Here is a 24,699-nt window from a genome sequence, read left to right on the forward strand (position 1 = left end):
TGAATGGGCATGACAGCAGAATCCAACTCCACACCTCCCACTGAGCTGCATGGCACCTCTGCATGGGTTGATTACTTGGCGAAAAAGCCGTTTCCGGTTCGCGCCAGTAGCTTAACGCGCCTCAAGAAAAAGCTGATCAGCCCATCGACCATGATCAAAGACCTTAATGCGTTGATCAAAGCCGACCCTATTCTGTGCTTAAGCGTTGTCAAACAAGCTCAAAAAGCGCATTTATCGTCTGGCCGTGATTCCTTTGTGACCAGTATTGAACACGCAGTAGCCTCGCTTGGGATGGACCCAATAGAGGAGCTTGCAACCCGCTTGCAACCGGTCAAAATCAACCCCAGCAGTCGACAACAACAGTTTTATCTACGTTCCATCGCGAACAGCCATCTGGCGGCCTGCTACAGCGAAGCCTGGATGCGCCAAAAGAACCTTCCTTTTGTTGAAGAGACCTTCTTGTCGGCCCTGTTTTATGGGGTTGGGCATTGGAGTCTGTGGCTCAATGCACCGCTGCATATGAATCAGATCCAGATTTTGATGAATGAGAAGCACAAAAACCACCTACAGGCCGAGCAAGCAGTCCTTGGGTGCTCGATCCAGTCCATCGCTTTTGGTCTGTCTAAGCGGTGGGAGTTATCGGAGCTAATCCAACAAGCGCAAGCCCCTGATACGGCGCCGTCCAACACCATTTTGACCCAAATGAAAGAGCGTAATTTGGGTGTGGCCGATCTGACCGAAGAGGAAGAACGCACGCTGAACCACATCGTGAATGATCGGACCTTCCCCATCAAACTGGCCAACTGGTACGCTCAAAACGTACACAAACAGTGGAACGGCCCGCGAAGCTCAGAATACGCTGACATCATTTGCAACTACCTTGGCGGTAACAAGGACGATGCGCGAGCACTTTTGAGTCGCACCTGTGCGTACGCTGCCCACCTGTATCATGTACGCGGCGCTATCGCCCCAGCGGCCGAGATGCTGATGATCCCCAGCAAACAGTCGATGCCTTACAAGTTAAGTGAGACCGAGGCGATGCGCTTGGAAAGCAAATACCCAAGCCCTAACCCAACCAAAGCGCCAGCTAAAGACGCTGCGACGGCCTCGGCTCAAGCCAACACCCAAACCGCTGATCCATCCAAGGCGGTACCGGAAACGGCCGCACCGAAACCCAAGACCAAAACCGCGTCAAACGTCGCAGTACTGGATCTAAGTGAAGATAACCAACGACGCTTAGACTTGTTAACCCAGCGCTTTAAAGAGGGGTACTCTTTGTACACCAAACCCTCTCATATTCTGGGGGCCTTAACTCAAGGTTTGCATGAGACCATCGGGTTTAAACACGTCTGCTTACATCTACTCAACGCCAAAGAGAGTACCGGCCGCTGCGCTCAAGCCTTGGGTTTGCCGGCGGATCATCCGATGATCTGTGTTACTTATCCTCTCTCCCCTTCACCACTTCTGGCGAAACTGATGGAAAAACCATTACCGGTGTTCGGTAAAGATGCGCAACGGGTTAAGTACGCAGGGGCACTGCCAGCCCCATTTAAAGCAGCGCTGCCCGATCAAGAGTGGGCCATGATGTCGATCTTTAAAGGTGAGCGCCCTGTGGCCATCATCTACGTCGACACCGATGATCAAAGCCAGATTCCAGAATCCATGATGGATCAATTCAAGCAGCTCTGCGCGGCGGCCTGTATCGCGCTGAAGAAGCTCTAAACATCGCACGATCAGCTCCTGACCTTTATCCGTAACGATTGAGTGGACTTATCGTGATTGAGCCCACTCCGACAAACCGATATGATTTTGGCATTCTCGCGCTGGAAAAAGAGACTCTGCCATGGACCTACCGCTCGTAATCGACGCTGTCGAACTCTCGAAAGTATTGGATGATCCTAATTTGATCATCGTCGATCTTTCTTCACTGGATCATTACCAAGCGGGCCACATACCGGGGGCGATTCATCTAGATTCAAGCCGCATGCAGTCAGGCCAAGCACCTGTTCCTAACAAGATCCCCAACGAGCGACAGTTATCGGAGCTGTTATCCGATTGCGGAATTACGAAAGAGACGCATGTTGTCGCTTACGATGATCAAAAAGGCCCCCTCGCAGGGCGCTTCATCTGGACACTGCATTGCTGCGGGCTGACGAAAGCCTCTTTTCTGAATGGCCACCTAGAAGCTTGGAAGCTAGCAGGCTTCAGTTACGAACAAACACCTAACCAACCTAAGCCGTCCTCTCTAACGGTGAACATCGAGCGACCTGAGTTAATTGCAGCCCCTGAAGGGATTATTAAAGGCGTTCAGGAAGGCGCTGTTTCGATTTGGGATGCGAGAACTCAAGCCGAATTTGCTGGCGAGAAAGTGGTTAATGCTGACCATGGCGGCCACTTACCAGGTGCACGTTGGCTGGAATGGACCGATACACTGGCGCACGACACTCCTGCGTTGCTGCGCTCGCCGGATGTGATCCGAGATCAGATGCAGCAAGCGGGGCTTGATCTTGATAAGCCGATTGTGACGCATTGCCAGACCCATCGCCGCTCTGGTCTCACCTACATTGCCGGACTTTATGCCGGTGCTACCATGCAGTGTTATGATGGCTCTTGGTTTGAATGGGGCAACCGTAGCGACTTACCGTTTGAAACCGGTAATGCGTAAGCCCTTCTTAGTCAGATATAGATTGGAATACACCCTTTGAAAAAACAGTTTTTTATCGCCTTCCAACATCTTGTTCCTCAACATGCGCTGTCACGTATCGTGGGCTGGCTGGCCGATAGCCGCATCCCGTTGATCAAAAACACCTTTATCCGCTTTTTTGCCAAGAAGTATCAAATCAACATGGCCGAAGCGCAGATCGAGAACCCCTTGGATTACCCAACCTTTAATGCCTTTTTCACTCGCGCATTAAAAGAGGGCGCTCGCCCAATCGATACCGACAGTGATGCGATTGTATCCCCAGCCGACGGTGCGATTAGCCAAATGGGTAAGATCGATTACGGCCGCATTGTACAAGCCAAAGGCCGTGGTTATGGTCTGTCCACCTTATTGGGCGGTTATGCCCATTTAAGCGACCTCTTTAAAAATGGCTACTTTGCCACCATCTATCTATCACCGCGCGACTATCACCGTGTGCACATGCCAATCCAAGGCACGTTGCGTGAAACGGTGTACATCCCGGGGGATTTGTACTCGGTTAACCAAACCACCGCTCAGGAAGTCGATCAGCTGTTTGCGCGGAACGAGCGTTTGGTTGCACTGTTTGATACCGAAGCAGGCCCTATGGCGATGGTGCTCGTGGGCGCAATGATCGTCGCGGGTATTGAAACGGTGTGGAGCGGACAAGAAGCGCCGGTCATTAAAAAGCCGGTTATTAAGGCGTTTCAACCTAAACCCGAAACCCCGATTACCCTTGAAAAAGGGGAAGAGATGGGCCGCTTCAAACTGGGCTCAACCGTTATTTTACTGTTTGGTCAGGACGCGATTGATTGGGTAGATGCCCTCCAAGAGAACTCGGGTGTACGCTTGGGCGAGCGCATTGCAACGATCACAAGCGATGCGCCATCACAGGATGCCTCAAACGCATCGTAATTGCCGGACCTTCGGAATAGACGGGTTTGCTAAGGCAAGCCCAGAGGATTGATCCATGAATGCTTGGAAACACACACTGGATGCTTACAAGGTGACTTGGGATGAAGAGGCACAGAGCCTTGCCCCCGTCACGCCATCCGACAGCGCTACGCGCATTATCCCGCTGGTTCAGCGTGCCGCTTTTTCGGTTACAGGCCCTGATGCTGAGAAATTCTTGCAAGGTCAGTTAACCTGCGATCTGCGCGAAGTCAACGAGCACGGCAGCCGTTTAGGTGCGCACTGCACACCAAAGGGCAGCATGATTGCGCTCTATCGCTTAGTTAAACTCAAAGATGGCTATCTTTTGCACTGCCCTGCCAACTTGTTTGAAGCGGGATTTGCAGCACTTAAAAAGTACAGCATCTTCTCGAAGGTCGAGATGCTTGATCTTCGTGATTCCAAGGTCGGTCTGGGATTAATTGGCCCAGGCGCTGAGTCTTTGATGCATAAGCTGTTTGAATCAATCCCTACGGAAGTGGACCGGATTGTTACGCAGGATGGCTTGATCGGTACTCGTCTACCGGGACGCCGCTTTGAGCTGTGGATGGGCACTGACCAAAGCGCCGACGTGCTCAAATCCTTGATCGACATGGCCCCATTGGGCAGCACTAACGATTGGGAACTGTCGGAAATTCAGGCCGGTGTTCCGGACATCGAAGCCGCTAGCTCCGAGCAGTACATCCCACAGATGACCAACCTACAAGCCCTTAAGGGCGTAAGCTTCAAAAAAGGCTGCTATACAGGGCAAGAGATTGTAGCTCGCCTTCAGCACCGCGGTAAGCTGAATAAGCCGATGTACGTTGTGGATATCGAGACAGATGCTCTGCCCGCCATCGGCACACCGATCCATTCGGATAACCGTCAACATGCTGGGCACATTCTTCGTGTAGCCAAAACCGAGACCGGTGCTAAAGCGTTAGCGGTGATCACCAAAACCGAAGCGGACGAGCACCCACTCTCGTTGGACGGTGGCGGCACCATCACGCTTGCTGAACTGCCTTACGAGTTGGATCCTGAGCTGTTTGTCGCCAAGCGTTAAAACACCGCTTCGCTGATCAAGCAAAAAAGAGCCTACACATGAGGCTCTTTTTTTATTTTGAAGGGAGATAGCAGGATTAAAAGTAGCTGAAAGGTCGAATCCAATCTGCAAAGTAGATCCCCTCTTGGGAGGCCGAATTGAGATCAGGGCGATCAGCATCAACTTTTTAATCACATCAAATGACAAGGAGGTCATCTGGCCTTTACTCTCCGTTTGACTCGTTATAATCAGGGGTTACCGGCAGTTGCCATTCAATCGGTGTCCGCCCTTGGCTTTCTATATATTGATTGGCTTGGCTAAAGTGTTTGGATCCAAAAAAACCACGATGCGCGGCCAGCGGTGAAGGGTGTGGCGCTTTCAAAACGCAGTGGCGCTCTGGATCAATATTCGCGCCTTTCTTCTGGGCATAACTGCCCCATAAAAGGAACACCACATGCTCACACTGCTGGTTTACCGTTTCAATGATTTTATCCGTGAAGGTCTCCCAACCTTTGCCTTGGTGGGCATTCGCCGTTGAATCCTCAACCGTCAGCACACTGTTGAGCATCAACACACCCTGCTTCGCCCAACTGTCGAGAAAGCCATGCGTTACTGGTTCAAAGCCAACATCCGTTGCCAGTTCTTTATAGATGTTCATTAAGGAGGGTGGCACCTTAACACTTGGCTTTACGGAAAAGCACAAACCGTGCGCTTGGCCTGGTTGGTGATACGGGTCTTGGCCAATGATGACCACCTTGACCTGATCCAACGGTGTGGCTTCCAGTGCATGAAACCAATCTTCTGAGCGCGGATAAATGCGTACCTGTTGATCTTTGCGCTCGCGCAGAAATTGCTTTAACGAGGTCATGTACGGTTTTTCAAATTCCACCTGTAAAAAAGGCGACCACGTGGGCGCTAACTCCAAAGCCATAGTCTTATTTTCGATGTTGCTGCTGATTGAATCTTGCCATGATACCGAATAATTCAACCCAAGCGTTGTTTTTTCAGAACGGAAAGTTCACTTTTGTTCTGCTACATTGACACTGTGGTTTATTCCACCTAGGGTGGCGCCTTCTACAAACGACTTCTTTCTCAACCCGCTCAATCTTAAAGGATCTGCCGTGATCGTCGCGCTCGTTCCGCTGGTTTCTCTATTTATTAGCTGCTTTATTCTGATGTCAGGCTATGGCCTGATCGGTATTCTTTTACCGGTCCGCATGGATTTAGAATCGATCCCAACCGACACCATCGGTTTGGTGTTGGCTATGTATGCAGTGGGTATGCTATTTGGCGGTATGTACTGCCGAAAACTGATTGCACGTGCAGGCTACATCCGCGTACTCGCAGCCGCTGCGGCATTGAGTTCTACCGCGATCCTGATTTGCAGCTTGACCATGAATGTCTGGGTATGGGGCGCCATGCGTTGCTTAATGGGCTTCTGTATCGCTTGTGTCTATGCGGTCATCGATGGCTGGTTAAGCGCCGACGCCACAGAAGAGACGCGCGGCAAGATGCTGGCCACCAGCCAGATCACTATTATGGCGGCGATGTTTTGCTCTCAGTTCTTTATTAACATTGCGCCGCCTCTAGAAAGCACGCTGTTTATTTTAGCGGCCATCATTCTGTCGGTCGGCTTAGTTCCGCTGACCATCAGTAAGCGTACCGGGCCTGTCATCCACGAAATGCAGGGCTTGTCCTATAAGGCGCTCTTTACCGCTTCACCTCTGGGTGTGGTCACCTGCTTCTTTGGCGGCTTATTGTATGGCTCTATCATTAACATGCTCCCCATCTTCGCCAACAGCCATGGCGTCAGCGGAGTGATGCTCTCCTTCTTTATGGCTTCTGCGGTATTAGGTGCGTTTTTGTTCCAGTTCCCTGTGGGGATTTTGTCTGACCGGATGGACCGTCGAACCCTGCTCTTTTATCTGTTGGTCATCAACATTGTGGCCACCATCACTATGATGTTTGTCGCCAAATGGGATTTGGTCTGGGTGATGATGGCACTGACAGCGGTCACTACCGGTGTGTTCTCGTGCCTGTACCCGATGAGTATTGCCGAAACGTTTGACCGTTTACGCCAATCAGAAATGGCCGCGGCGATGGGTGGCATCCTCAGCATTTACGCCATGGGCAGCATTTTAGGGCCCATCGTATCTTCGCGTGTGATGCAGATAATGGGGGCTGATGCACTGTTCCTATTCCTAACCGTTTTTGAAGTCGCTTTGCTGGCCTTCGTGCTCTACCGCATGAAAGTACGTACCGCCTTGCCTGTGGCCGATCAAGAAAGCTTTGTTATGCACACCGACATGAGTGCCGCACTGTACGACCTTGACCCTCGTATCCCGGCCTCACCATCGGAGGGCGTTCCAAGTCTTGAAGCTCAGGTAGCCATCACCATGGCCGAAAGCAACCCAGGCAGCGCCGTTAAGATGGTCAAAGAGTTGATCGAGCGCTCCCCTGATTTAGCACCCGAGCTTTACACAGCACTGGCGCAAGTGGACGAAATCGATCTAGGTCGACTGTTTGACTCCATCACGCGCGCCGCTCCTGATTTGAGCTTAACGATTGCCGAGGCACTGGCCGATTCCGCCCCAGAACAAGTAACTGAACTGGTGCAGTGGATCAGTGAGCATCAACCAGAGCGCCTGGATGAGATCGTTACAGCTATTGCTCGCTTAACGCCAAGCCAGCCAGAACCGACCGAGGTGATTGAGGAAGAGACAACACTCGCGGATGCATCCAACGGTGACGTCGAAGCCGAAGAGAGCACTGGGTTCGATAGCTCTGAGCTTCGCCCAGCAGACCTTGAAGCGTATCAAGAAAGCGCCGCTGAGCTGGTGAGCCACTTTGCGGAACACCAACCAGAGCAAGCGATGGATGTGGCAACGGCCGTGGTCGAGATGCTGCCTGATTCCGCCTCCGATGTGGTCGAGATCCTCCACGAGGCCGACACCTTTGATGAGCCTTTATCAATGGACATCAACGACAAACCTGAAGACGACACCCAAGAGGCCACCGAAGACAAAGAAGCGTCGGGAGAAGTCCCGAAAAAGCCCGAGTAAACCTTGGGCTACTACCCTCTTTATAAATCTTATTCAGGACGGGGCAACAGCCACAAAAAAGCCGCTCATTGAGCGGCTTGTTGATAGGGGTTGACGATTAAGCGTCGTCACCCTCTTCGTTGTTTGCTTGCTGAGCCTGCGGGCGCATGGCCGGAAACAAGATAACGTCTTTGATCGAATCGCAGTCTGCGAAGAACATCACTAAACGATCGATACCGATACCTTCACCCGCCGTTGGCGGTAAACCGTATTCTAAGGCGTTGATGTAGTCAGCATCGTAGTGCATCGCTTCATCATCACCTGCGTCCTTGTCTTCCACTTGTTTGCGGAAACGCTCAGCTTGGTCTTCAGAGTCGTTCAACTCCGAGAAGCCGTTAGCGACTTCACGACCACCCAAGAAGAACTCAAAACGATCGGTAATGAATGGGTTATCGTCATTACGGCGTGCCAGAGGCGATACTTCCGCTGGGTATTCAGTAATGAAGGTTGGCTGCTGCAACAGGTGCTCAACCGTTTCTTCGAAGATCTCGATCTGCACTTTACCCAAGCCGTACGAGTCTTTGATATCAATACCCAGCTTTTCGGCCGTTGTACGGGCCGCGTCTAACGTATCGATGTCGGCTGCGCTTAGGTTCTCGTTGTACTTCAAGATCGAATCGTACACGCTGATGCGATCAAACGGCTTACCAAGATCAAACTCACCGCCTTGATAGGTCAAGGTCGTAGAGCCCAAGATATTGCTGGCCAAGGTGCGCAGCATATCTTCAGTCAGATCCATCAGGTCGTTGTAATCAGCGTACGCTTGGTAGAACTCAAGCATGGTGAATTCAGGGTTGTGACGTGTCGACAGACCTTCGTTACGGAAGTTACGGTTGATCTCGAACACACGCTCAAAACCACCGACAACCAAACGCTTCAAGTACAACTCTGGCGCGATACGCAGGTACATATCGATGTCCAGCGCGTTGTGATGGGTCACGAATGGACGCGCAGACGCGCCGCCTGGAATCACTTGCAGCATCGGTGTTTCCGCTTCGATGAAGCGACGCTCGGTCAGGTATTGACGGATACCGGCTACAATTTGCGAGCGGATTTGGAACACACGACGAGAATCATCGTTGGTGATCAGATCCACATAGCGCTGACGGTAGCGCATTTCAGTGTCCGTTAACCCTTTGTGCTTATCGGGCAATGGGCGCAGGTTTTTGGTCAGCAGCTGGTACTCGCCAAGGTCGACGTACAGGTCACCTTTGCCAGATTTATGAAGCTCGCCGGTCACACCGATGATGTCACCCAAATCCAAAGATTTAGCGAACGCACGCGCTTCTTTGTTCACGTACAACTGGATGCGACCGGTCATATCCTGCAGTACCATGAAGGCACCACGGTTTAGCATCACACGGCCAGCCACGCTTACCTTGATGCCTGATTCAGCCAACTCTTCCTTACTCTTATCGCCGTATTTATCTTGCAGATCTTGCGCGTAGCTATCACGACGGAACTGGTTAGGGAATGCATTGCCTTGTTCGCGAAGCGCATTCAGCTTTTCACGACGCTCGGCAATCAAGCGGTTTTCATCAATTTTCTGAGTTGTGTCAGACATCAAGCAACCTTCAAGTGTGGGTTAAGTTGATAAGGTCAAAAGGGCAAGCAGCGGTTACAGGCCCGCTTTCAAACTTGCTTCGATAAACATATCCAGATCACCATCCAACACGCGGTCGCAGTTGGAGGTTTGTACGCCAGTGCGCAGATCTTTAATACGTTGGTCGTCCAAAACATAGGAGCGGATTTGGCTGCCCCAGCCGATGTCCGCTTTAGAATCTTCCAATTCTTGAGCCGCGGCTGAGCGTTTCAGCATTTCCATCTCGTAGAGTTTTGCACGTAACTGTTTCATACAGTTGTCTTTGTTTTGGTGCTGAGAGCGCTGGCTTTGGCTCTGAACAACAATACCGGATGGGTTATGGGTAATACGTACCGCTGATTCTGTTCGGTTAACGTGCTGACCACCTGCACCGGATGCGCGATATACGTCCACACGCAGATCCGCTGGGTTGATCTCGATGTCGACGTTATCGTCGATCTCAGGGGACACGAACACGGAACAGAAAGAGGTGTGACGACGACCGCCGGAATCGAATGGCGACTTACGAACCAAACGGTGGACACCGGTTTCCGTGCGCAACCAACCAAAGGCGTATTCGCCTTCAAAGCGGATCGTTGCGGATTTAATACCGGCTACTTCGCCGTCGGAGACTTCCATCAGCTCAGTTTTAAAGCCTTTGTCCTCGCCCCAACGCAGGAACATACGCAGCACCATGTTGGCCCAATCCTGTGCTTCGGTACCACCGGAACCTGACTGGATGTCCAAGTAGGCGTTGTTCTCGTCTGTTTCGCCAGCAAACATACGGCGGAATTCCAGCTTCTCGAGCTGTTCCATCAGGGACGCGACTTCGGTTTCCACATCCACGAGGGAATCTTCATCGCCCTCTTCGACGATCATATCCAGCAGGTCACGGGCATCCACCGCACCGCTTTTCAGCGTTTCAAGTGTTGAGACCACCTCGTCCAGCGAAGAGCGCTCTTTACCAAGTTTTTGCGCATTTTCTGGGTCGTTCCAAACGGTTGGATCTTCCAACTCACGCTCAACCTCTTCAAGGCGTTCTTTTTTGCCTTCGTAATCCAGATAGGTGTACAGCGCTTTGGTGCGCTCACTGATATCTTTCAGGCTGTTTATGATTGGATTGACTTCCATCGCTACGCTCAACACTTGTCAAATTCAAAAGGGGACGTATTTTAACCGATCCGCCTTACGCTTTGAATCGTTGGGTTTAATTTCCAGGTAATTTTCATGCTTAAGCGATCAGTCAGGAACTCGCTTTATCATCTAAGCTCTAATTCCACAGGCTTTTCAAGGGAATCCCACTCCAGTATCTTTGCCGCCATAACGATCATAAATGGAGCTTGACCGATCATGACAGAACCCACATTTAACCCCGACACCTTGTCGGCCGATGTAAACGCGCCGCCAAAAGCCCCCCACCCGCCCGAAACCACCAAGGCATCTAAAGGCCCTAAGAAAGTCAAAGTATGGGATATCTCCGTGCGCTTTTTCCACTGGGCCTTGGTGGCCTCCATTGGCTTTCTTTGGTACTCAGGTGAGACCGGCGGCACCGCGATGGATTGGCATGTGTACGTTGGCTATTTTGTGCTGGGCTTAATCATTTATCGGGTCATTTGGGGGTTCATCGGCAGTCGGTATGCGCGCTTTGGACAGTTTGTTACAGGGCCTTTTGTGACCCTCAAATACGGCGCTCAGTTTTTGATCGGTCGAGAGAAAGAGCACTTAAGCCACAACCCGCTTGGCTCTTGGATGGTACTAATCCTACTCACGGTGATCTTTCTGCAAGCCGCAACCGGGCTCTTTGCCAGTGACGATATTTTCATCGAAGGCCCACTCTACTCACTGGTTCCAAGTGATATTGCCGGTATGCTGACAAAGATTCACCATTTTAACTTTAACGTAATTCTGGCCTGTGTCGCTTTGCACATTGCTGCGGTACTGGTCCACCTTGTTTTCAAACGCGAGCATTTGGCGCGCAGCATGGTGACTGGCTACAAGACCAGTAAAAACCGTGAAGCGGTATCGATAAAAGAGCCATTCATCCGCATGAGCATTGTTGCGATCATCGCGATCGCGGCCGTGTACGGTATTGTGCAGCTAGGTGGTTAACAGCGTTTAATATTCAAAAAAACGAATACAAAAAAGGGCCGCTGGCCCTTTTTTTATGGCGTAAGGATTGAGAAATCAATCTTTGTATTCGTCGTGGCAACCTTTACAGTTTTTACCCACGTTACCAAATGCATTACGGATCTCGCCCATATCGCCAGTGCCAGCCACCTCAGCTAACGTTGCAGCATCGCTGGCAAACGTATCTAGGCGTTGATCAAAGTCGGCACGATTTGACCAGATGGAGGATTTAGCATCGGTATCACCTTTGTCTGAGCCTTCAACAAATCCATCACCTGGCATTTTGGCCAACGCCGCAACACGGTCTGCGTGCAGCGAAAACGCTGCTTGGTCGTAATCGACCTTACCACGCACCATGTCAGCCATTGGGCCAAAGTGATATTTGATCGCTTTGAAAACGCTTTGACGGTATTCGATCGAGTCTTCTACATCCGCAAAAGCAACGGTCGTCGTACTCAACAGCACAGCCGCGGCCGCCGTTAAAAGAGGCTTTTTCATAGTTGGTTCCTTTCGTCATTGTCCAATTCGGTATGGGCCGCCCTCTTTAACGGAGCTTTACCCTAGCGTCTAATCTAGAAGAACCGATCAGCCGCATCAATCTCGGCTTAGTGTAGGAGCGCCGGATTAACAAATATTTACACTTAGAAAGCGTGTGCTTAATTTAGTTCTGATTAACGCGTACAAAAAAGCCGCTCAAAAAGCGGCTTAGTCTGGGTAAGGGTCGTTTATTTTCCGGCAAATGCGCTAAACGAGTCCTTGGTAATCTTTTCGATCTGGAGTCTGGCGTCTTCCAACGCTTTCATATTCTGAGCACTGGCGCTCGAGAGTGTTTCCTCCAACTCTTTGGCATACGCCTGTTGCAAGGCGACCAAATCGGTGGGTGATTCACACTTGGTCAACTCTTTGGTTTGCTGCAGTGTTGCTTCAATACAGGAGTTAGTGCATTCCATCTGATGTCGAGTAATCTCTTCAAGCATCTTGGTTTGCACGTTCAGTAACTCTTTAAATGGCGCCATCGATTCAGTCATTGTTTTTGTCATATCCTGAAACATTCTTTTGCCCTCCGCTCTGGAACCTCTGTGTTTTAGAGTTGTTTATACTTAAGCACTCTCTGTCAGTGAGAGCAACACAAATACGTACTTTTGTACACATCGCTGATGGACTGATAACAAGCACTTACCAAAGACAAGGCGAGCTCAATGCGAATTTTACATACGATGGTCCGAGTGACCGACCTCGATAAATCCCTCGACTTCTACACCAATGTGTTGGGCATGCAACTGCTGCGCAAGAACGACTATCCAGAAGGGCGTTTCACACTGGCGTTTGTGAGCTTTGGCCCTGAATCCGAGCAAGCCGCATTGGAACTGACCCACAACTGGGATACCGATGAGTATGATCTTGGCAACGCCTACGGCCACATCGCGATCGAAGTCGATGATGTGTACAAAGCATGCGATGCCATCAAAGCCCGTGGCGGCGATGTAGTGCGTGAAGCGGGACCAATGAAAAACAGCAACTCAGGCACCATCCTAGCCTTCGTTAAAGACCCCGATGGCTACATGATTGAACTGTTAAGCCCAGACCGTAAAGACTGATCTTCTAAAGCCGGGCGGTCATCACTGCCCGGTTTGTTAATCTTGATCAATAGATTCGCGATTAAACCCCACCAAACACGCCTTACACCTTAAGATGTACGCCTAATTGGTAGATTTGACTGAAAGTACCACAGCAATCCACCAGCATTTGAACCATAGTTATTGAACCAGCGCTGCAATTTTCTACGCCAAAGCCAGCGTGCGATGACACCAAGGGCAATGCATTTATGAAATTACGTACCCTGTTTACCGCCACCTTGCTGACCATGCAGATCAGCCTAAGCCATGCCGCCTCCCTCCAAGAGGCGCAAGACGCCATCGAACGAGGCGCCTATCCCGAAGCGATAGAGCAGCTTAACCTCTTGATGAAAGACAGTAACGCCGACGCTTCTAATTTGATGGGCAAACTCTATGAACAAGGCTTGGGGGTTGACCAAGACATCGAGCTAGCGAAAAAGCTGTACGACCGCGGAGCCCGTGTGGGTCACCTGCCTTCTATCAACAGCCTTCGCGCCCTAAAAAATCAGGAATACAAACAAGAGCTGGATGCGCTAGCAGCGAAAATCGACGCCGGTGAGCCTGCCGCGTTAAACCGCGCAGGCGAGATGTACGAGTTTGGTTATGGCACAGAGCGTGACCCTGCCAAAGCGTATGAGTTGTACAAAAAAGCCGCCGACCAAGGTTTTTTGAAAGCCCAGAACAACATTGCACGTTGCTACCACTTCGGTACCGGCGTAGAGCAAAATTTAGTTAAGGCCGAGCACTGGTACCGAACCGCCGCAGGCCAAGGCCTTACCGATGCGATGTTCTTTTTAGGCGTAATGTATTCGAACGGTTACGGACAAGACCAGAGCCATGCACACGATGTGATCGCCTATGCCTGGATTCACAACGCAGCCATGCTGGGCAACCGAACTGCAAAAACCATCGAAACTCGCCTTTTGATGAAGCTAAAGGATGAACAAGTTGCCGAGGCGCAATCCCTCGCCAATGAGTACGCGAGCGAATTCGTTGAGCCCTTTAACCAATAAGGCTGGGTTATGAGCATTCATTCCGCTTTTGACCAAACCCACGTTCAACACGCCAATTTACTGAGGCGTTTGGCCGCTTGGGTATACGATGCGTTTATTCTTGCGGCGATTTTGTTTTTTGTTAGCGGTGTATGGATTGCCATCAACCAAGGCGAAGCGATTTCAGAGACGCAACGCCCCTTCTATCAAAGCAACTTACTCATTGCCGCTTTTGCCTATTGTGCGTACGCGTGGACACACTCAGGACAAACCATTGGCATGATGGCGTGGCGACTTCGGGTACAAACCATTGAAGGGGGACGCTTAAGTTACAGTACATCGCTTAAGCGTTTTTTATTGGGGGCGCTTTCGATGCTGCTTTTTGGCTTGGGGTATCTTGCTATGCTGTGGGGTGATGAACGCCTGACTCTGCACGACCGTATCACTCATACACGTGTTGTGCTGCTACCTAAGAAAAACAAAAAAGCCGCTGATGCTTCAGCGGCTTAATCTATATTTTACCCGGCCCGTCGCAGCAGTAACCAACCGACAAAGAAGCAGATCACAATAGGCAGTAACGAGGCCAACAGCGGTGTAAACCCAAGGATGGAGCTGGCCGGAGCCAGTAAATCCTGCGAAAACTTAAACACCAAACCAACAATCACACCTGCAATAATCCTCTGACCTACGGTCACACTCCGTAAGGGACCAAAGACAAAAGACACAGCGACCAGAACCAAAGCTAAGATGCCCGCCGGTTGTAAGATTTTGCTCCAGAACGCTAACTGGTACGCGTCGGTGTTTAAGCCTTGATCTTGTAGGTATTGGGTGTAAGACCACAGCCCTTGAATGGACAGATCCACCGGTTCCACCACCACAACTGACAGCAAAGCGGGGGTCAGCTCCGATGGCCAAAACTCAGCATCCACCACTCGGGTTTGGGTCCGATCATCAAATAACTCGGTTGCACGAACGCCTTTTAAATCCCAGCCATCCTCTTTGTAGACGCCCGTTTCGGCAAAGCTGCTCTCTTTAAGGTTACGCGACTCATCAAATTTGAAGCGCGTTACACCGTAAATTTGACCATCCAAAGCCACCGCATTGATGTGGATAAACTCGTTACCTTGGCGGTGCCAAATACCATTTTTAGAACGGATCGCCTGCCCGCCCGATTGCGCTAACGCACGCGAGCTTTCGGCCATTTGCTCGGTGTTTGGCACCACATACTCACCCAGCAGTACAACCAACACGCCTAGCATCAACGCCGGTTTAAACACCGACAAAACAATGCGCTTAATCGAAATACCGGCCGCACGCATCACGGTCAGTTCACTGTTGCTGGCCAAAACACCAAGGCCAACTAAAGCTCCGATCAAACTGGCTAAGGGTAGAAACTCGTACAGTTGGCTCGGGATACGCAGCATCAAATAATAGAGCAAGTCCTTTATTTGATAGGTGTCGCTTAAATCTTCGGCCTCATCCACAAAAGCAAACACGACATCCAAACCCACAACGATCAATAGGATCAGACACACAGCACCTAGCATCTGCACAGCGATGTAACGGTCTAATTTGGTCATCATGCTTTTTTCCTCCCTTTAATGGCGGGAAGCGACGGTAAGGCATTAAATACTCGATCCCAAAATCCGCCGGCAAACAACAGCGATAACGCCAGCACTAAGAAAGCGGCATGCACACCCCACAAACTGTAAGCCGGCGCTTTCTCATCCTCGATTTGGCCTTTCAACGAGGTTAATAAGGTTAGGTACAGCATATAAAGCAAGATCGAGGGGATCAGTTTCGCATAGCGGCCTTGGCGTGGGTTGGTACGCGACATCGGCACAGCAATCAGCGTGATGATCAACACCAAACAGGGCAAAGAATAGCGCCACTGGAGTTCGGCTTGCGCTTTGGCACTGTTATCGGCCAGTAGCTCTTGCAGTGATAGTGCATTCACATCAGCCGAGCGACGACGAAGGTTCGAAGGGGGTAACTGGAAGCCATATTCATCAAAGCTCACCGCTTCGTAATTCGCTTGCCCAGGTACACCGGCGTAGCGAACCCCGTTATTTAACACAATGTAACGAGCGTCACTGTCCTCGGATTCGAGCTTTCGACCGGATTCGGCCAAAACAATCTGAATTTGCTCATCATCTTGCTTGTGTTCAGAGACAAAGATCAGCTTTAACGTATCGTTCTCGACGCCGCTGGTATAAAGCGTTCGTTCGCTGCCCGAAAATGATTGGAAACGCCCAGCCGTGAGTAGATCCAGCTCACTTTGCTCGCTCTGCTCTTGGTACATGCGATCCATCTGTTGCCACGCCCAAGGGGATCCAAACAACCCTAATAACGCGACGATCAGCGCAACAAAAATACCGGGACCAAGCGCGTAGCCTGCCAAGCGCTTATGGCTGACGCCCCCCGCTTGCAGCACCACCATCTCACTTTGCAAATACATGCGCCCATACGAGAGCAACACACCCAGAAAGAGCCCCAGCGGTAAAATCAGCATCAGCATGCCTGGGATACGGTAGCCCACCGATTGCAGAACAAATTCAGGAGAGAGTTCGCCGGATGCGGCGTAGGTCAAAAACTTGATCAGGCGGCCACTGACGATAATCAACGTAAGCACAGCCGTAACTGCAAAGGTACTGACAAGAATCTGACGGGAAAGGTAACGAAAAATAATCAAAACAAAACACCCGCCTAAAAGCGTTTATGAAACCAATCGCAAATGGTTTATAGTGCCAACACTCATAGGTTGGCCGAAACTTAGGCCGGCATTATCACTCAAAGCCGCTGTAATGTCTTGTTTGGAGCGATTATGGATTTTGAAATTGTACATGGCGCCGTCACTGCGTTAGAAACCGAATGTTTGGTTGTTGGTATCGAAGCTGAGGGTGTGTTGACCCCGTCCGCTCAAGAAGTAGACAGCGTAAGTAACGGTTTGATCACTGAGTTAGTTCAATCAGGTGATATTAAAGGTAAAACCGCCGAGTCTTTATTGCTGCACAAGGTCGCAGGCGTTAGCGCCAAGCGCGTTTTGTTGGTAGGTCTTGGTAAAGAAGCTGACCGTCACGACCGCAACCTGAAAAAAGTCGTTAAGGCGATTTTGTCGACGGTTAAGTCATCCAGCCTGAAAGACATCTCGGTTGCGCTGGATAACAAAGCATCGGATCAAGAAGACGCTTACCGCTATGCGCGTTTATTAGCCCAACTGACCACGGCAGAGCTGTACCAATACGATTACACGAAAAGCAAAAAAGCCGACCCGCATAGCATTGAGCGCTTTACGATTGTAATGAGTGAAGCGGACTCCGAAGATGGCGAGAGCGGCTTGGTTGACGCAACAGCGATCGCAAACGGCATGAACGTTGCGCGCGATTTGGGTAACTTGCCGGGCAATGTTTGCACACCAACGTATCTGGCCGACCAAGCGCAAGAGTTGGCGTCTGAGTTTGATGCCGTTACCTGCGACATCCTTGATGAAGATGAGATGGAAAAGCTCGGCATGGGTTCGTTGCTGTCCGTTGGTCGCGGTAGCGCAGAGCCATCACGTCTGATCGTGATCAAATACAATGGCGGCGAAGCCGATGAAGCACCACACGTGATCGTCGGTAAGGGCATCACGTTCGATACGGGCGGTATCTCCTTGAAGCCTGGCACAAAAATGGACGAGATGAAGTTCGATATGTGTGGCGCAGCCTCCGTCATGGGCACCATGCACGCAGTGGCTGAAATGGAATTGCCGATCAACATCATCGGTGTGATCGCCTCCGCTGAAAACATGCCAAGCAGCAATGCTACTAAACCAGGCGACATCGTAACGACTCTGTCCGGCCAAACGGTCGAGATTCTTAACACCGACGCTGAAGGCCGTCTGGTCTTGTGTGACGCCCTGACGTATGTTGAGCGTTTTAAGCCAAAAACCGTTGTGGATATTGCAACCTTAACCGGCGCATGCATCGTTGCACTGGGTCATGTGGCGTCTGGCCTGTTAACCAACGACGAAGAACTGGCCGATGAGATTACTCTGGCCGGTGATTACGCGGATGACCGTGTATGGCGTCTACCGTTGTGGGACGATTACCAAGAGCAGTTGGACAGCAATTTTGCCGACATTGCTAACATCGGTAACGCCGGTGCAGGTACCGTTACCGCGGCGTGCTTCCTGTCACGCTTCACAAAAGCGTACCGTTGGGCGCACTTGGATATCGCAGGTACCGCTTGGGTGAGCGGCGGTAAAGACAAAGGCGCGTCAGGCCGTTGTGTACCGTTACTGTCCCAGTACTTGATGAATCAAGCGGCCGATGTGATCGATGAAGATCACGAGCATGACCACGCCCACTGATTCATGAAGCAAGCGGATTTTTACGTACTGCCCCAAGCCGATATCGACAGCCGATATCGGTTTATGGGCAAACTGGTGACTCGCGCCTTGGGCGCGGGACACCGCATCTATATTCTTACCGACTCCCAATCGGAAGCCGAAACCATTCACGAACGCCTATGGCACAGTGAAGCCGAGTCGTTTTTACCCAGCAAGCTGATCACCCAAGAGGGCTACAGCCCCATTGAGATCGGTTGGGATGAAACGCACACGCCTAAAGAACCGGATCTTTTAATGAATCTCTCGGTTCTGCCTAAGGTATCCAGTGATGCGTTTTCGCGTGTCACAGAGATTGTGATTCAACAAGACACCGTTCTAGAAATCACCCGCGCGCGTTTTAAGGACTACCAATCGCAAGGTTGGAAAACCGCTTTGCACGATATGCGACGTTGAGAACTTATCGACGTAGGTCATTCTTTTTAAATCTAATTTAATGATAAAATCCGCGCTTTATATTGAAAGGATACAATAATGCGCATTTTACTTCTGTGCTTATCATCATTGATTTTACTTGGCTGTATGGGAACTCCTGAAATCCCATCTACAGATATTCAGCAAGGCGCAAGAATTGGTGTTTATATTGATGTTCCTGAAGAGTTACATCATCAGCACATCGGAACAACAGCGTTCAATAATGAAGAGAAAACGCTTCCATACGATTGGGATTACCAGAATCAACTTGAGCAAGTAGTGGTTACTAAGCTTAAAAATGCAGGCTTTGAGACTGTTATTATTCCTAAAGGATCGATTGAGGGCTTCCCCAAAAAAGAGCCTCTGATTACTTACTCAGATAAAGAGTGGCGAATCACACCTGAACAACAACCTGCTGCAGACTACGTAAAGAACACCTTGGAGCTTGACGCTCTCTTTGTAATGCAAAGCTCAGAAAACCTATTAGTAAGCATCGAATGCGGTATGTCGGACTGCTCTTATCGTAAGATGTCACATCCAGGGTTGTACTCGCGCTCCATGTTTGGAATTGGTTTCGCAACTGCATCATTTGGATTTGATTGGCACATCTATACACTTAATCCCTATGCCGACCTTACACAAGGAAAACCTCTTTCGAACACTTTCAGAATGGCTTCTACAGGGCTATCAAGTATCGAAGGTTACGAAGAGCCTGAAGACTGGGATAATGTAACCGAGTCAGAGGCGCTCATCGTAAGGCAGCATCTACTGGAAGATGTGCAATCAAGAACTGAGCGAGTAATTAAGTTTCTTAGAAACGAAGAACTCGATTAAAATACCAAGAAAGTGCTCTAATTTTGCAGCACTGTTCCTCTGATTTTTTTATTTGGAGCACCCTATGGGCCGTGCCTATCAAAACCGCAAAGTCGCGATGGCGAAAACATCCGACATGAAAGCAAAACTCTACAGCCGTTACGGACGTGAAATTTACGTCTGTGCTAAATCCGGTGGCGCGGACCCGGACGGTAACTTAGCGCTTCGCTCAATGATCGAACGCGCTAAAAAAGAGCAAGTCCCTGGCCACGTCATCGACAAGGCCCTGCAAAAAGCTCAAGGTGGAGCGGGTGAAGATTTCTCCCCTGCACGTTACGAAGGTTATGGCCCAGCTAACTGCATGGTGATTATCGAGTGTTTAACCGATAACCCAAACCGTACCTTTGGCGATGTGCGTAACTGCTTTACCAAAACTAAGTCTAAAATTGGTACTCAGGGTTCCGTTGCCCACATGTTTGATCATGCGGCGGTTTTTGTCTTCAAAGGCGATGACGAAGACGCCGTTTTGGAAGCCTTAATGGAAGCCGACGTTGATGTGAGCGATGTTGAACTTGAAGACGACATGATCAACGTATTGACCCCAAACACCGAGTTTTTCAACGCAAAACAAGCATTGGAATCCGCGTTTGAAGGCATTGATTTTGAAGTGGCTGAAATCCAGTTCGTACCAAAAGTAATGACCGAACTGCAAAGCGATGATGATACCGCTATGTTCGAAAAATTCATGAACATGCTGAACGATTTGGATGATGTGCAGAACGTCTTCCATAACGTTGAAAACGTATAACACGCCCCATTTAAGAGCATTACATCGTTTTCTGTAATGCTCTTTTCCTATCTCGACCATCCTCTTTTGACTCTCTACCATAGGTAGGTTGAGGCGACTCTCCCGCCCTCATGGATGTTCACAATAACAATTAGGAGTCGTTAGATGGTTATCCAACTGTTCCCGCTTTGGGCCGTACTCTTGTCGGCGCTGGCTTACTTTCTGCCTGAATTTTTCATCCCGTTTAAGGGGTATATTATCCCACTATTAATGGTCATTATGCTGGCCATGGGACTTACACTCAGTCCAAAAGACTTCAAACAGGTCGGTAAAAACACCAAAGCCGTTGGCGTCGGAGTACTGCTGCAGTTTTTAGTGATGCCGATCACCGCTTTGTTGATTGCCACACTGTTCGGCTTTGACGAGGAACTAACCGTCGGCATGCTGCTGGTCGGCAGTGTTGCAGGTGGCACATCATCCAATGTGATGTGTTATCTCGCCAAAGGCGATACGGCGCTGTCGATTTCTATGACCGCGATCTCCACCTTACTGGGCGTTGTACTCACACCGCTACTGGTTTCTTGGATGATCGGCACCGCAGTGGATGTTCCGGTCAGCTCTATGCTGATGAGTCTGGTGAAAATTGTGTTAATCCCCGTTGCGATCGGCGTTTTGATCAACTCATTTGCTCACGATGCAGTGCGTAAAACCGAAGCGGCTCTGCCATACATCTCTATGTTTGCGATCGTCTTTATCATTGCGATTGTTGTCGCTCTCAGTGCCGAAAAACTGGCAAGTGTCGGTGCACTGGTGGCCCTAGCCGTCGTCATCCATAACGGCATCGGTTTGTTGCTCGGCTACTCCGTTACAGCACTGCTTGGTTTTGATAAGCGCATCTGCCGCACCATCGCATTCGAGGTCGGCCTACAAAACTCAGGTTTGGCCTCGGCATTAGCGATTAAATTCTTTACCCCTGCGGCTGCACTGCCGGGCTCTATTTTCAGTGTTTGGCACAATATTTCTGGCTCGCTGATTGCAAGTTATTGGAGTAAGAAGCCTGTCGATAAGACTGAGCCTTCGATGCCAACAGGTAATGTCGCCAAGGAGCTTTAGCCCATCCCACAGCGGGCAGCCACACGGCCCGCTTTTTATTTTCCCCCCATCCGCCCATTAAGTGACGATGTACTGAGTGGATTTGCCGTTAAACCTTCTTTGAAACTGTCACAAACGGTATACTTTCCCCCAACTTTTTTAGACCTTTGTGCATCTTCTATCTTTTTAACGGTTAAGAGCACACAGAACGCCAAGAGATTGACAAGACATCATGGAAAAAACCTACCAGCCGAGCGAGATTGAAAAGTCCTGGTATAAAACCTGGGAAGAGCGTAACTACTTTGCCCCATCCGGCGAAGGCGACAGCTACTGCATTATGATCCCGCCGCCGAACGTCACCGGCAGCTTGCACATGGGCCACGCGTTCCAGCACACCATCATGGACTCGTTGGTGCGTTATCAGCGCATGAAAGGCAAGAACACGTTATGGCAGGTAGGTACAGACCACGCGGGTATCGCAACCCAAATGGTGGTTGAGCGTAAATTAGCGGCCGAAACGGGCGAGACGCGTCACGATTTAGGCCGCGATGCGTTTATTGAAAAAATCTGGGAGTGGAAAAGCGAGTCCGGCGGTACCATTACCGGCCAGATGCGTCGCTTGGGTAACTCTGTGGATTGGCCGAACGAGCGCTTCACCATGGACACGGGCTTCTACAATGCCGTCCAAGAAGTGTTTATCCGCCTTTACGATGAAGGCTTGATCTACCGTGGCAAGCGCTTGGTCAACTGGGACCCGAAACTGCACACCGCCATCTCTGACCTTGAAGTGGAAAACAAAGAGGTTAAGGGCAAGATGTGGTACCTGCGCTACCCATTAGCGGACGGTGCCAAAACACAAGATGGCAAAGATTACATCATTGTTGGTACAACTCGACCTGAAACCATGCTCGGTGATACCGGTGTGGCGGTGAACCCTGAAGATGAGCGTTACCAAGACCTGATCGGTAAGTTTGTTGAGCTACCACTGGTGGGTCGTCGTATTCCAATTGTGGCGGATGATTACGCCAACATGGAAAAAGGCACCGGCTGTGTGAAGATCACACCTGCGCACGACTTCAATGACTATGAAGTGGGTAAGCGCTGCGAATTGCCGATGGTCAATATTTTGACCTTCAGCGCGGATATCCGTGAAGAAGCTCAGGCCTTTAACAGTGATGGATCCGTCAACCATGACATCGACACCACACTGCCAGAAAAATACCGTGGTATGGAGCGTTTTGCAGCGCGTAAAGCCGTTATCGCCGACTTCGAAGCATTAGGCTTGCTGGAAAAAATTGAAGAGAACGACATGACCGTGCCGTACGGCGATCGTGGTGGTGTGGTGATCGAACCAATGCTGACCGACCAATGGTTTGCGGATGCGAAAACGCTGGCAAAACCATCCATCGAAGCGGTCGAGAATGGCGATATCAAGTTTGTACCTAAACAATACGAGAACATGTACTTCGCTTGGATGCGTGACATTCAAGATTGGTGCATCTCCCGTCAATTGTGGTGGGGCCACCGCATCCCTGCGTTCTACGATGCGCAAGGTAATGTCTACGTTGCTAACACCGCAGAAGCGGCACGCACCAAGTACAACCTAGCGGCCGACATCGAACTGACCCAAGATAACGATGTATTGGATACCTGGTTCAGCTCGGCACTGTGGACGTTCGGCACACTGGGCTGGCCAGAAAATACCGACCGTTTAAAGACCTTCCACCCAACCGATGTGTTGGTGACCGGTTTTGACATCATCTTCTTCTGGGTAGCGCGCATGATCATGATGACCATGCACTTTATGAAAGATGAAGACGGCAAGCCGCAAGTACCGTTCAAAACGGTTTACGTGACCGGTCTTATCCGTGATGAGCACGGCGATAAGATGTCGAAATCCAAAGGGAACGTGTTGGACCCACTGGATATGATCGACGGTATCTCTCTGCCAGAGCTTCTCGAAAAACGCACTGGCAACATGATGCAACCACAACTTGCCGAGAAGATCGGCAAGCGTACCGAGAAAGAGTTCCCAGAAGGGATTGCTGCTCATGGTACGGATGCTCTGCGCTTCACCCTAGCGGCGTTGGCGACCACCGGTCGTGATATCAACTGGGATATGAAGCGCCTTGAAGGCTACCGTAACTTCTGTAACAAGCTTTGGAACGCAGCACGTTATGTGTTGATGAACACCCAAGGCGAAGATTGTGGTGTAAATGGCGAAGCGGTTGAGTTGTCACTGGCGGATCGTTGGATCTCAAGCCGCCTGCAATCCCTTGAAGCGGAAGTTACTAAGCACTTTGATGAGTACCGTTTTGATTTGGCGTCTTCGGCGCTTTACGAGTTTATCTGGAACGAATACTGCGACTGGTACCTTGAGTTATCAAAACCGGTATTGTGGGATGAAAACGCCAGCGTTGAAGCCAAACGCGGTACGCGTCGTACTCTGGTACGTGTTCTGGAAGTATTGCTGCGTCTTGCGCACCCAATCATGCCGTACATCACTGAAGAGATCTGGCAGCAAGTCAAAGATCTGACCGGTAAATCCGGCGATACCATCATGCTGCAAGAGTACCCGGTTGCCGACATGAGCAAGCGTGATGAGCAAGCCGAATCCGACATCGAATGGTTGAAAGGCGTGATCATCGGTATCCGTAACATTCGTGGTGAGATGAACATCTCCCCTGCCAAAGAACTGGATATTTTGATCAACAATGGCAGCGCAGAAGATCAACGTCGTCTGGATGAAAACCGCACCTTCCTGACTAAGCTTGCGAAACTGAGCTCCATTACTTGGTTAAACGCTGGTGATGAAGCGCCGATGTCGGCCACCCAACTGGTTGGTGAGATGGAAGTCTTGGTTCCAATGGCCGGTTTGATCGATAAAGATGCAGAACTTGCGCGCTTGAAGAAAGAGATCGACAAACTCAGCAAAGAAGTGAGCCGCGTGGAAGGCAAACTCTCTAACGAGAAGTTTGTCGCCAATGCCCCAGAAGCCGTTGTTGCGAAAGAGCAAGAGAAGCTGACAGAGGCGAAAACATCGCTGTCTAAACTGACCGATCAATACGCTAAGATCGAAGCGCTGTGATACTCACAGCCGCTTGATAAAAAAACGGACGCGAAGGCGTCCGTTTTT

General features: G+C 50.4%; 22 protein-coding genes. 15 read left to right on the plus strand and 7 right to left on the minus strand.

Translation table 11 applies throughout. The annotated features are described in order from the left end of the window. Positions 1-3 precede the first annotated feature (3 nt). The 4 genes from ACXAF9_RS05030 (at position 4) to ygfZ (ending at position 4,673) form a co-directional block, all read left to right on the plus strand. Positions 4-1,722, plus strand: coding sequence for an HDOD domain-containing protein (locus tag ACXAF9_RS05030; protein ID WP_475071206.1), 1,719 nt, complete (start codon positions 4-6; stop codon positions 1,720-1,722). 121 nt (positions 1,723-1,843) lie between these two features. Further along, entirely contained in the window at positions 1,844-2,665 is an 822-nt protein-coding gene (locus ACXAF9_RS05035) for a sulfurtransferase (protein WP_475071208.1), read from the plus strand. A 36-nt stretch (positions 2,666-2,701) separates the two neighbouring features. Next, on the plus strand, positions 2,702-3,595 hold the full coding sequence (asd, locus tag ACXAF9_RS05040; RefSeq protein WP_475071210.1) for an archaetidylserine decarboxylase: 894 nt from the start codon (positions 2,702-2,704) through the stop codon (positions 3,593-3,595). A 55-nt stretch (positions 3,596-3,650) separates the two neighbouring features. Continuing rightward, positions 3,651-4,673 carry a CAF17-like 4Fe-4S cluster assembly/insertion protein YgfZ gene (gene ygfZ / locus ACXAF9_RS05045; RefSeq protein ID WP_475071212.1) on the plus strand — a complete coding sequence of 341 codons (1,023 nt, stop codon included), beginning with the start codon at positions 3,651-3,653 and terminating at the stop codon, positions 4,671-4,673. A 202-nt stretch (positions 4,674-4,875) separates the two neighbouring features. Here the strand turns inward: ygfZ and ung are convergent, their stop codons facing one another. Next, entirely contained in the window at positions 4,876-5,583 is a 708-nt protein-coding gene (gene ung / locus ACXAF9_RS05050) for a uracil-DNA glycosylase (RefSeq protein ID WP_475071214.1), read from the minus strand. A gap of 190 nt (positions 5,584-5,773) precedes the next feature. Here ung and ACXAF9_RS05055 point away from each other — a divergent pair, with 190 nt between their 5' ends. Next, entirely contained in the window at positions 5,774-7,714 is a 1,941-nt protein-coding gene (locus ACXAF9_RS05055) for an MFS transporter (RefSeq protein ID WP_475071216.1), read from the plus strand. Positions 7,715-7,811: 97 nt separating this feature from the next. Here ACXAF9_RS05055 and lysS read toward each other — a convergent pair whose 3' ends face one another. Beyond that, positions 7,812-9,317, minus strand: coding sequence for a lysine--tRNA ligase (gene lysS / locus ACXAF9_RS05060; protein WP_475071218.1), 1,506 nt, complete (start codon positions 9,315-9,317; stop codon positions 7,812-7,814). A gap of 54 nt (positions 9,318-9,371) precedes the next feature. Next, positions 9,372-10,466 carry a peptide chain release factor 2 gene (prfB, locus tag ACXAF9_RS05065; RefSeq protein WP_475071220.1) on the minus strand — a complete coding sequence of 365 codons (1,095 nt, stop codon included), beginning with the start codon at positions 10,464-10,466 and terminating at the stop codon, positions 9,372-9,374. Between the two features lie 219 nt (positions 10,467-10,685). Between prfB and ACXAF9_RS05070 the strand changes: the two genes are divergently transcribed. After that, positions 10,686-11,444 (plus strand): cytochrome b/b6 domain-containing protein, encoded by a 759-nt coding sequence (locus tag ACXAF9_RS05070; protein WP_475071222.1) that lies wholly within the window; start codon positions 10,686-10,688, stop codon positions 11,442-11,444. Positions 11,445-11,519: 75 nt separating this feature from the next. Here ACXAF9_RS05070 and ACXAF9_RS05075 read toward each other — a convergent pair whose 3' ends face one another. Beyond that, entirely contained in the window at positions 11,520-11,960 is a 441-nt protein-coding gene (locus ACXAF9_RS05075) for a c-type cytochrome (protein WP_475071224.1), read from the minus strand. A 227-nt stretch (positions 11,961-12,187) separates the two neighbouring features. Beyond that, a complete protein-coding gene (locus ACXAF9_RS05080) occupies positions 12,188-12,514 on the minus strand; it encodes a phasin family protein (protein WP_475071225.1) in 327 nt (108 codons plus the stop codon). Between the two features lie 147 nt (positions 12,515-12,661). Here ACXAF9_RS05080 and gloA point away from each other — a divergent pair, with 147 nt between their 5' ends. From gloA to ACXAF9_RS05095, 3 genes are all read left to right on the plus strand, one after another. Beyond that, the gene (gloA, locus tag ACXAF9_RS05085) at positions 12,662-13,060 is read left to right on the plus strand and encodes a lactoylglutathione lyase (protein WP_475071228.1); all 399 of its coding nucleotides are present in this window, start codon (positions 12,662-12,664) and stop codon (positions 13,058-13,060) included. 227 nt (positions 13,061-13,287) lie between these two features. Further along, on the plus strand, positions 13,288-14,091 hold the full coding sequence (locus ACXAF9_RS05090) for a tetratricopeptide repeat protein (RefSeq protein ID WP_475071230.1): 804 nt from the start codon (positions 13,288-13,290) through the stop codon (positions 14,089-14,091). 9 nt (positions 14,092-14,100) lie between these two features. Continuing rightward, positions 14,101-14,580: an RDD family protein gene (locus ACXAF9_RS05095; protein WP_475071232.1), complete on the plus strand. Its 480-nt coding sequence runs from the start codon at positions 14,101-14,103 to the stop codon at positions 14,578-14,580. An 8-nt stretch (positions 14,581-14,588) separates the two neighbouring features. On the opposite strand, the gene lptG is transcribed toward ACXAF9_RS05095, so the two are convergent. Both lptG and lptF read right to left on the minus strand, forming a co-directional pair. Next, positions 14,589-15,653: an LPS export ABC transporter permease LptG gene (lptG, locus tag ACXAF9_RS05100; RefSeq protein ID WP_475071235.1), complete on the minus strand. Its 1,065-nt coding sequence runs from the start codon at positions 15,651-15,653 to the stop codon at positions 14,589-14,591. Continuing rightward, the gene (lptF, locus tag ACXAF9_RS05105) at positions 15,650-16,762 is read right to left on the minus strand and encodes an LPS export ABC transporter permease LptF (protein WP_475071237.1); all 1,113 of its coding nucleotides are present in this window, start codon (positions 16,760-16,762) and stop codon (positions 15,650-15,652) included. Before lptF ends, lptG begins: the two co-directional genes overlap by 4 nt. A gap of 132 nt (positions 16,763-16,894) precedes the next feature. On the opposite strand from lptF, the gene ACXAF9_RS05110 reads away from it, so the two are divergent. The 6 genes from ACXAF9_RS05110 (at position 16,895) to ACXAF9_RS05135 (ending at position 24,651) form a co-directional block, all read left to right on the plus strand. Further along, on the plus strand, positions 16,895-18,421 hold the full coding sequence (locus ACXAF9_RS05110) for a leucyl aminopeptidase (RefSeq protein WP_475071239.1): 1,527 nt from the start codon (positions 16,895-16,897) through the stop codon (positions 18,419-18,421). Between the two features lie 3 nt (positions 18,422-18,424). Then, positions 18,425-18,853, plus strand: coding sequence for a DNA polymerase III subunit chi (locus tag ACXAF9_RS05115; protein ID WP_475071241.1), 429 nt, complete (start codon positions 18,425-18,427; stop codon positions 18,851-18,853). 78 nt (positions 18,854-18,931) lie between these two features. Then, positions 18,932-19,705, plus strand: a complete 774-nt coding sequence (locus ACXAF9_RS05120) for a hypothetical protein (protein WP_475071243.1) — start codon at positions 18,932-18,934, stop codon at positions 19,703-19,705. A gap of 64 nt (positions 19,706-19,769) precedes the next feature. Further along, a complete protein-coding gene (locus tag ACXAF9_RS05125; protein ID WP_475071246.1) occupies positions 19,770-20,492 on the plus strand; it encodes a YebC/PmpR family DNA-binding transcriptional regulator in 723 nt (240 codons plus the stop codon). 144 nt (positions 20,493-20,636) lie between these two features. Beyond that, on the plus strand, positions 20,637-21,584 hold the full coding sequence (locus tag ACXAF9_RS05130) for a bile acid:sodium symporter family protein (protein ID WP_475071248.1): 948 nt from the start codon (positions 20,637-20,639) through the stop codon (positions 21,582-21,584). A gap of 211 nt (positions 21,585-21,795) precedes the next feature. Beyond that, positions 21,796-24,651, plus strand: coding sequence for a valine--tRNA ligase (locus ACXAF9_RS05135; RefSeq protein ID WP_475071251.1), 2,856 nt, complete (start codon positions 21,796-21,798; stop codon positions 24,649-24,651). Positions 24,652-24,699 lie beyond the last annotated feature (48 nt).

It is taken from the genome of Neptunomonas sp. ABH4_499 (genome assembly GCF_056160565.1).

Excerpts from the sequence above, each read along its gene's own strand:
- ACXAF9_RS05095 (WP_475071232.1), top strand. The coding sequence starts at position 14,101 with ATGAGCATTCATTCCGCTTTTGACCAAACCCACGTTCAACACGCCAAT.
- ACXAF9_RS05135 (WP_475071251.1), top strand. The coding sequence starts at position 21,796 with ATGGAAAAAACCTACCAGCCGAGCGAGATTGAAAAGTCCTGGTATAAA.
- ACXAF9_RS05035 (WP_475071208.1), top strand. The coding sequence starts at position 1,844 with ATGGACCTACCGCTCGTAATCGACGCTGTCGAACTCTCGAAAGTATTG.
- lptG (WP_475071235.1), bottom strand. The coding sequence starts at position 15,653 with ATGATGACCAAATTAGACCGTTACATCGCTGTGCAGATGCTAGGTGCT.
- ygfZ (WP_475071212.1), top strand. The coding sequence starts at position 3,651 with ATGAATGCTTGGAAACACACACTGGATGCTTACAAGGTGACTTGGGAT.
- prfB (WP_475071220.1), bottom strand. The coding sequence starts at position 10,466 with ATGGAAGTCAATCCAATCATAAACAGCCTGAAAGATATCAGTGAGCGC.
- ACXAF9_RS05120 (WP_475071243.1), top strand. The coding sequence starts at position 18,932 with ATGCGCATTTTACTTCTGTGCTTATCATCATTGATTTTACTTGGCTGT.
- ACXAF9_RS05090 (WP_475071230.1), top strand. The coding sequence starts at position 13,288 with ATGAAATTACGTACCCTGTTTACCGCCACCTTGCTGACCATGCAGATC.
- lysS (WP_475071218.1), bottom strand. The coding sequence starts at position 9,317 with ATGTCTGACACAACTCAGAAAATTGATGAAAACCGCTTGATTGCCGAG.
- ung (WP_475071214.1), bottom strand. The coding sequence starts at position 5,583 with ATGGCTTTGGAGTTAGCGCCCACGTGGTCGCCTTTTTTACAGGTGGAA.
- ACXAF9_RS05075 (WP_475071224.1), bottom strand. The coding sequence starts at position 11,960 with ATGAAAAAGCCTCTTTTAACGGCGGCCGCGGCTGTGCTGTTGAGTACG.
- ACXAF9_RS05070 (WP_475071222.1), top strand. The coding sequence starts at position 10,686 with ATGACAGAACCCACATTTAACCCCGACACCTTGTCGGCCGATGTAAAC.
- ACXAF9_RS05030 (WP_475071206.1), top strand. The coding sequence starts at position 4 with ATGGGCATGACAGCAGAATCCAACTCCACACCTCCCACTGAGCTGCAT.
- ACXAF9_RS05125 (WP_475071246.1), top strand. The coding sequence starts at position 19,770 with ATGGGCCGTGCCTATCAAAACCGCAAAGTCGCGATGGCGAAAACATCC.
- ACXAF9_RS05115 (WP_475071241.1), top strand. The coding sequence starts at position 18,425 with ATGAAGCAAGCGGATTTTTACGTACTGCCCCAAGCCGATATCGACAGC.
- gloA (WP_475071228.1), top strand. The coding sequence starts at position 12,662 with ATGCGAATTTTACATACGATGGTCCGAGTGACCGACCTCGATAAATCC.
- ACXAF9_RS05080 (WP_475071225.1), bottom strand. The coding sequence starts at position 12,514 with ATGTTTCAGGATATGACAAAAACAATGACTGAATCGATGGCGCCATTT.
- ACXAF9_RS05110 (WP_475071239.1), top strand. The coding sequence starts at position 16,895 with ATGGATTTTGAAATTGTACATGGCGCCGTCACTGCGTTAGAAACCGAA.
- ACXAF9_RS05130 (WP_475071248.1), top strand. The coding sequence starts at position 20,637 with ATGGTTATCCAACTGTTCCCGCTTTGGGCCGTACTCTTGTCGGCGCTG.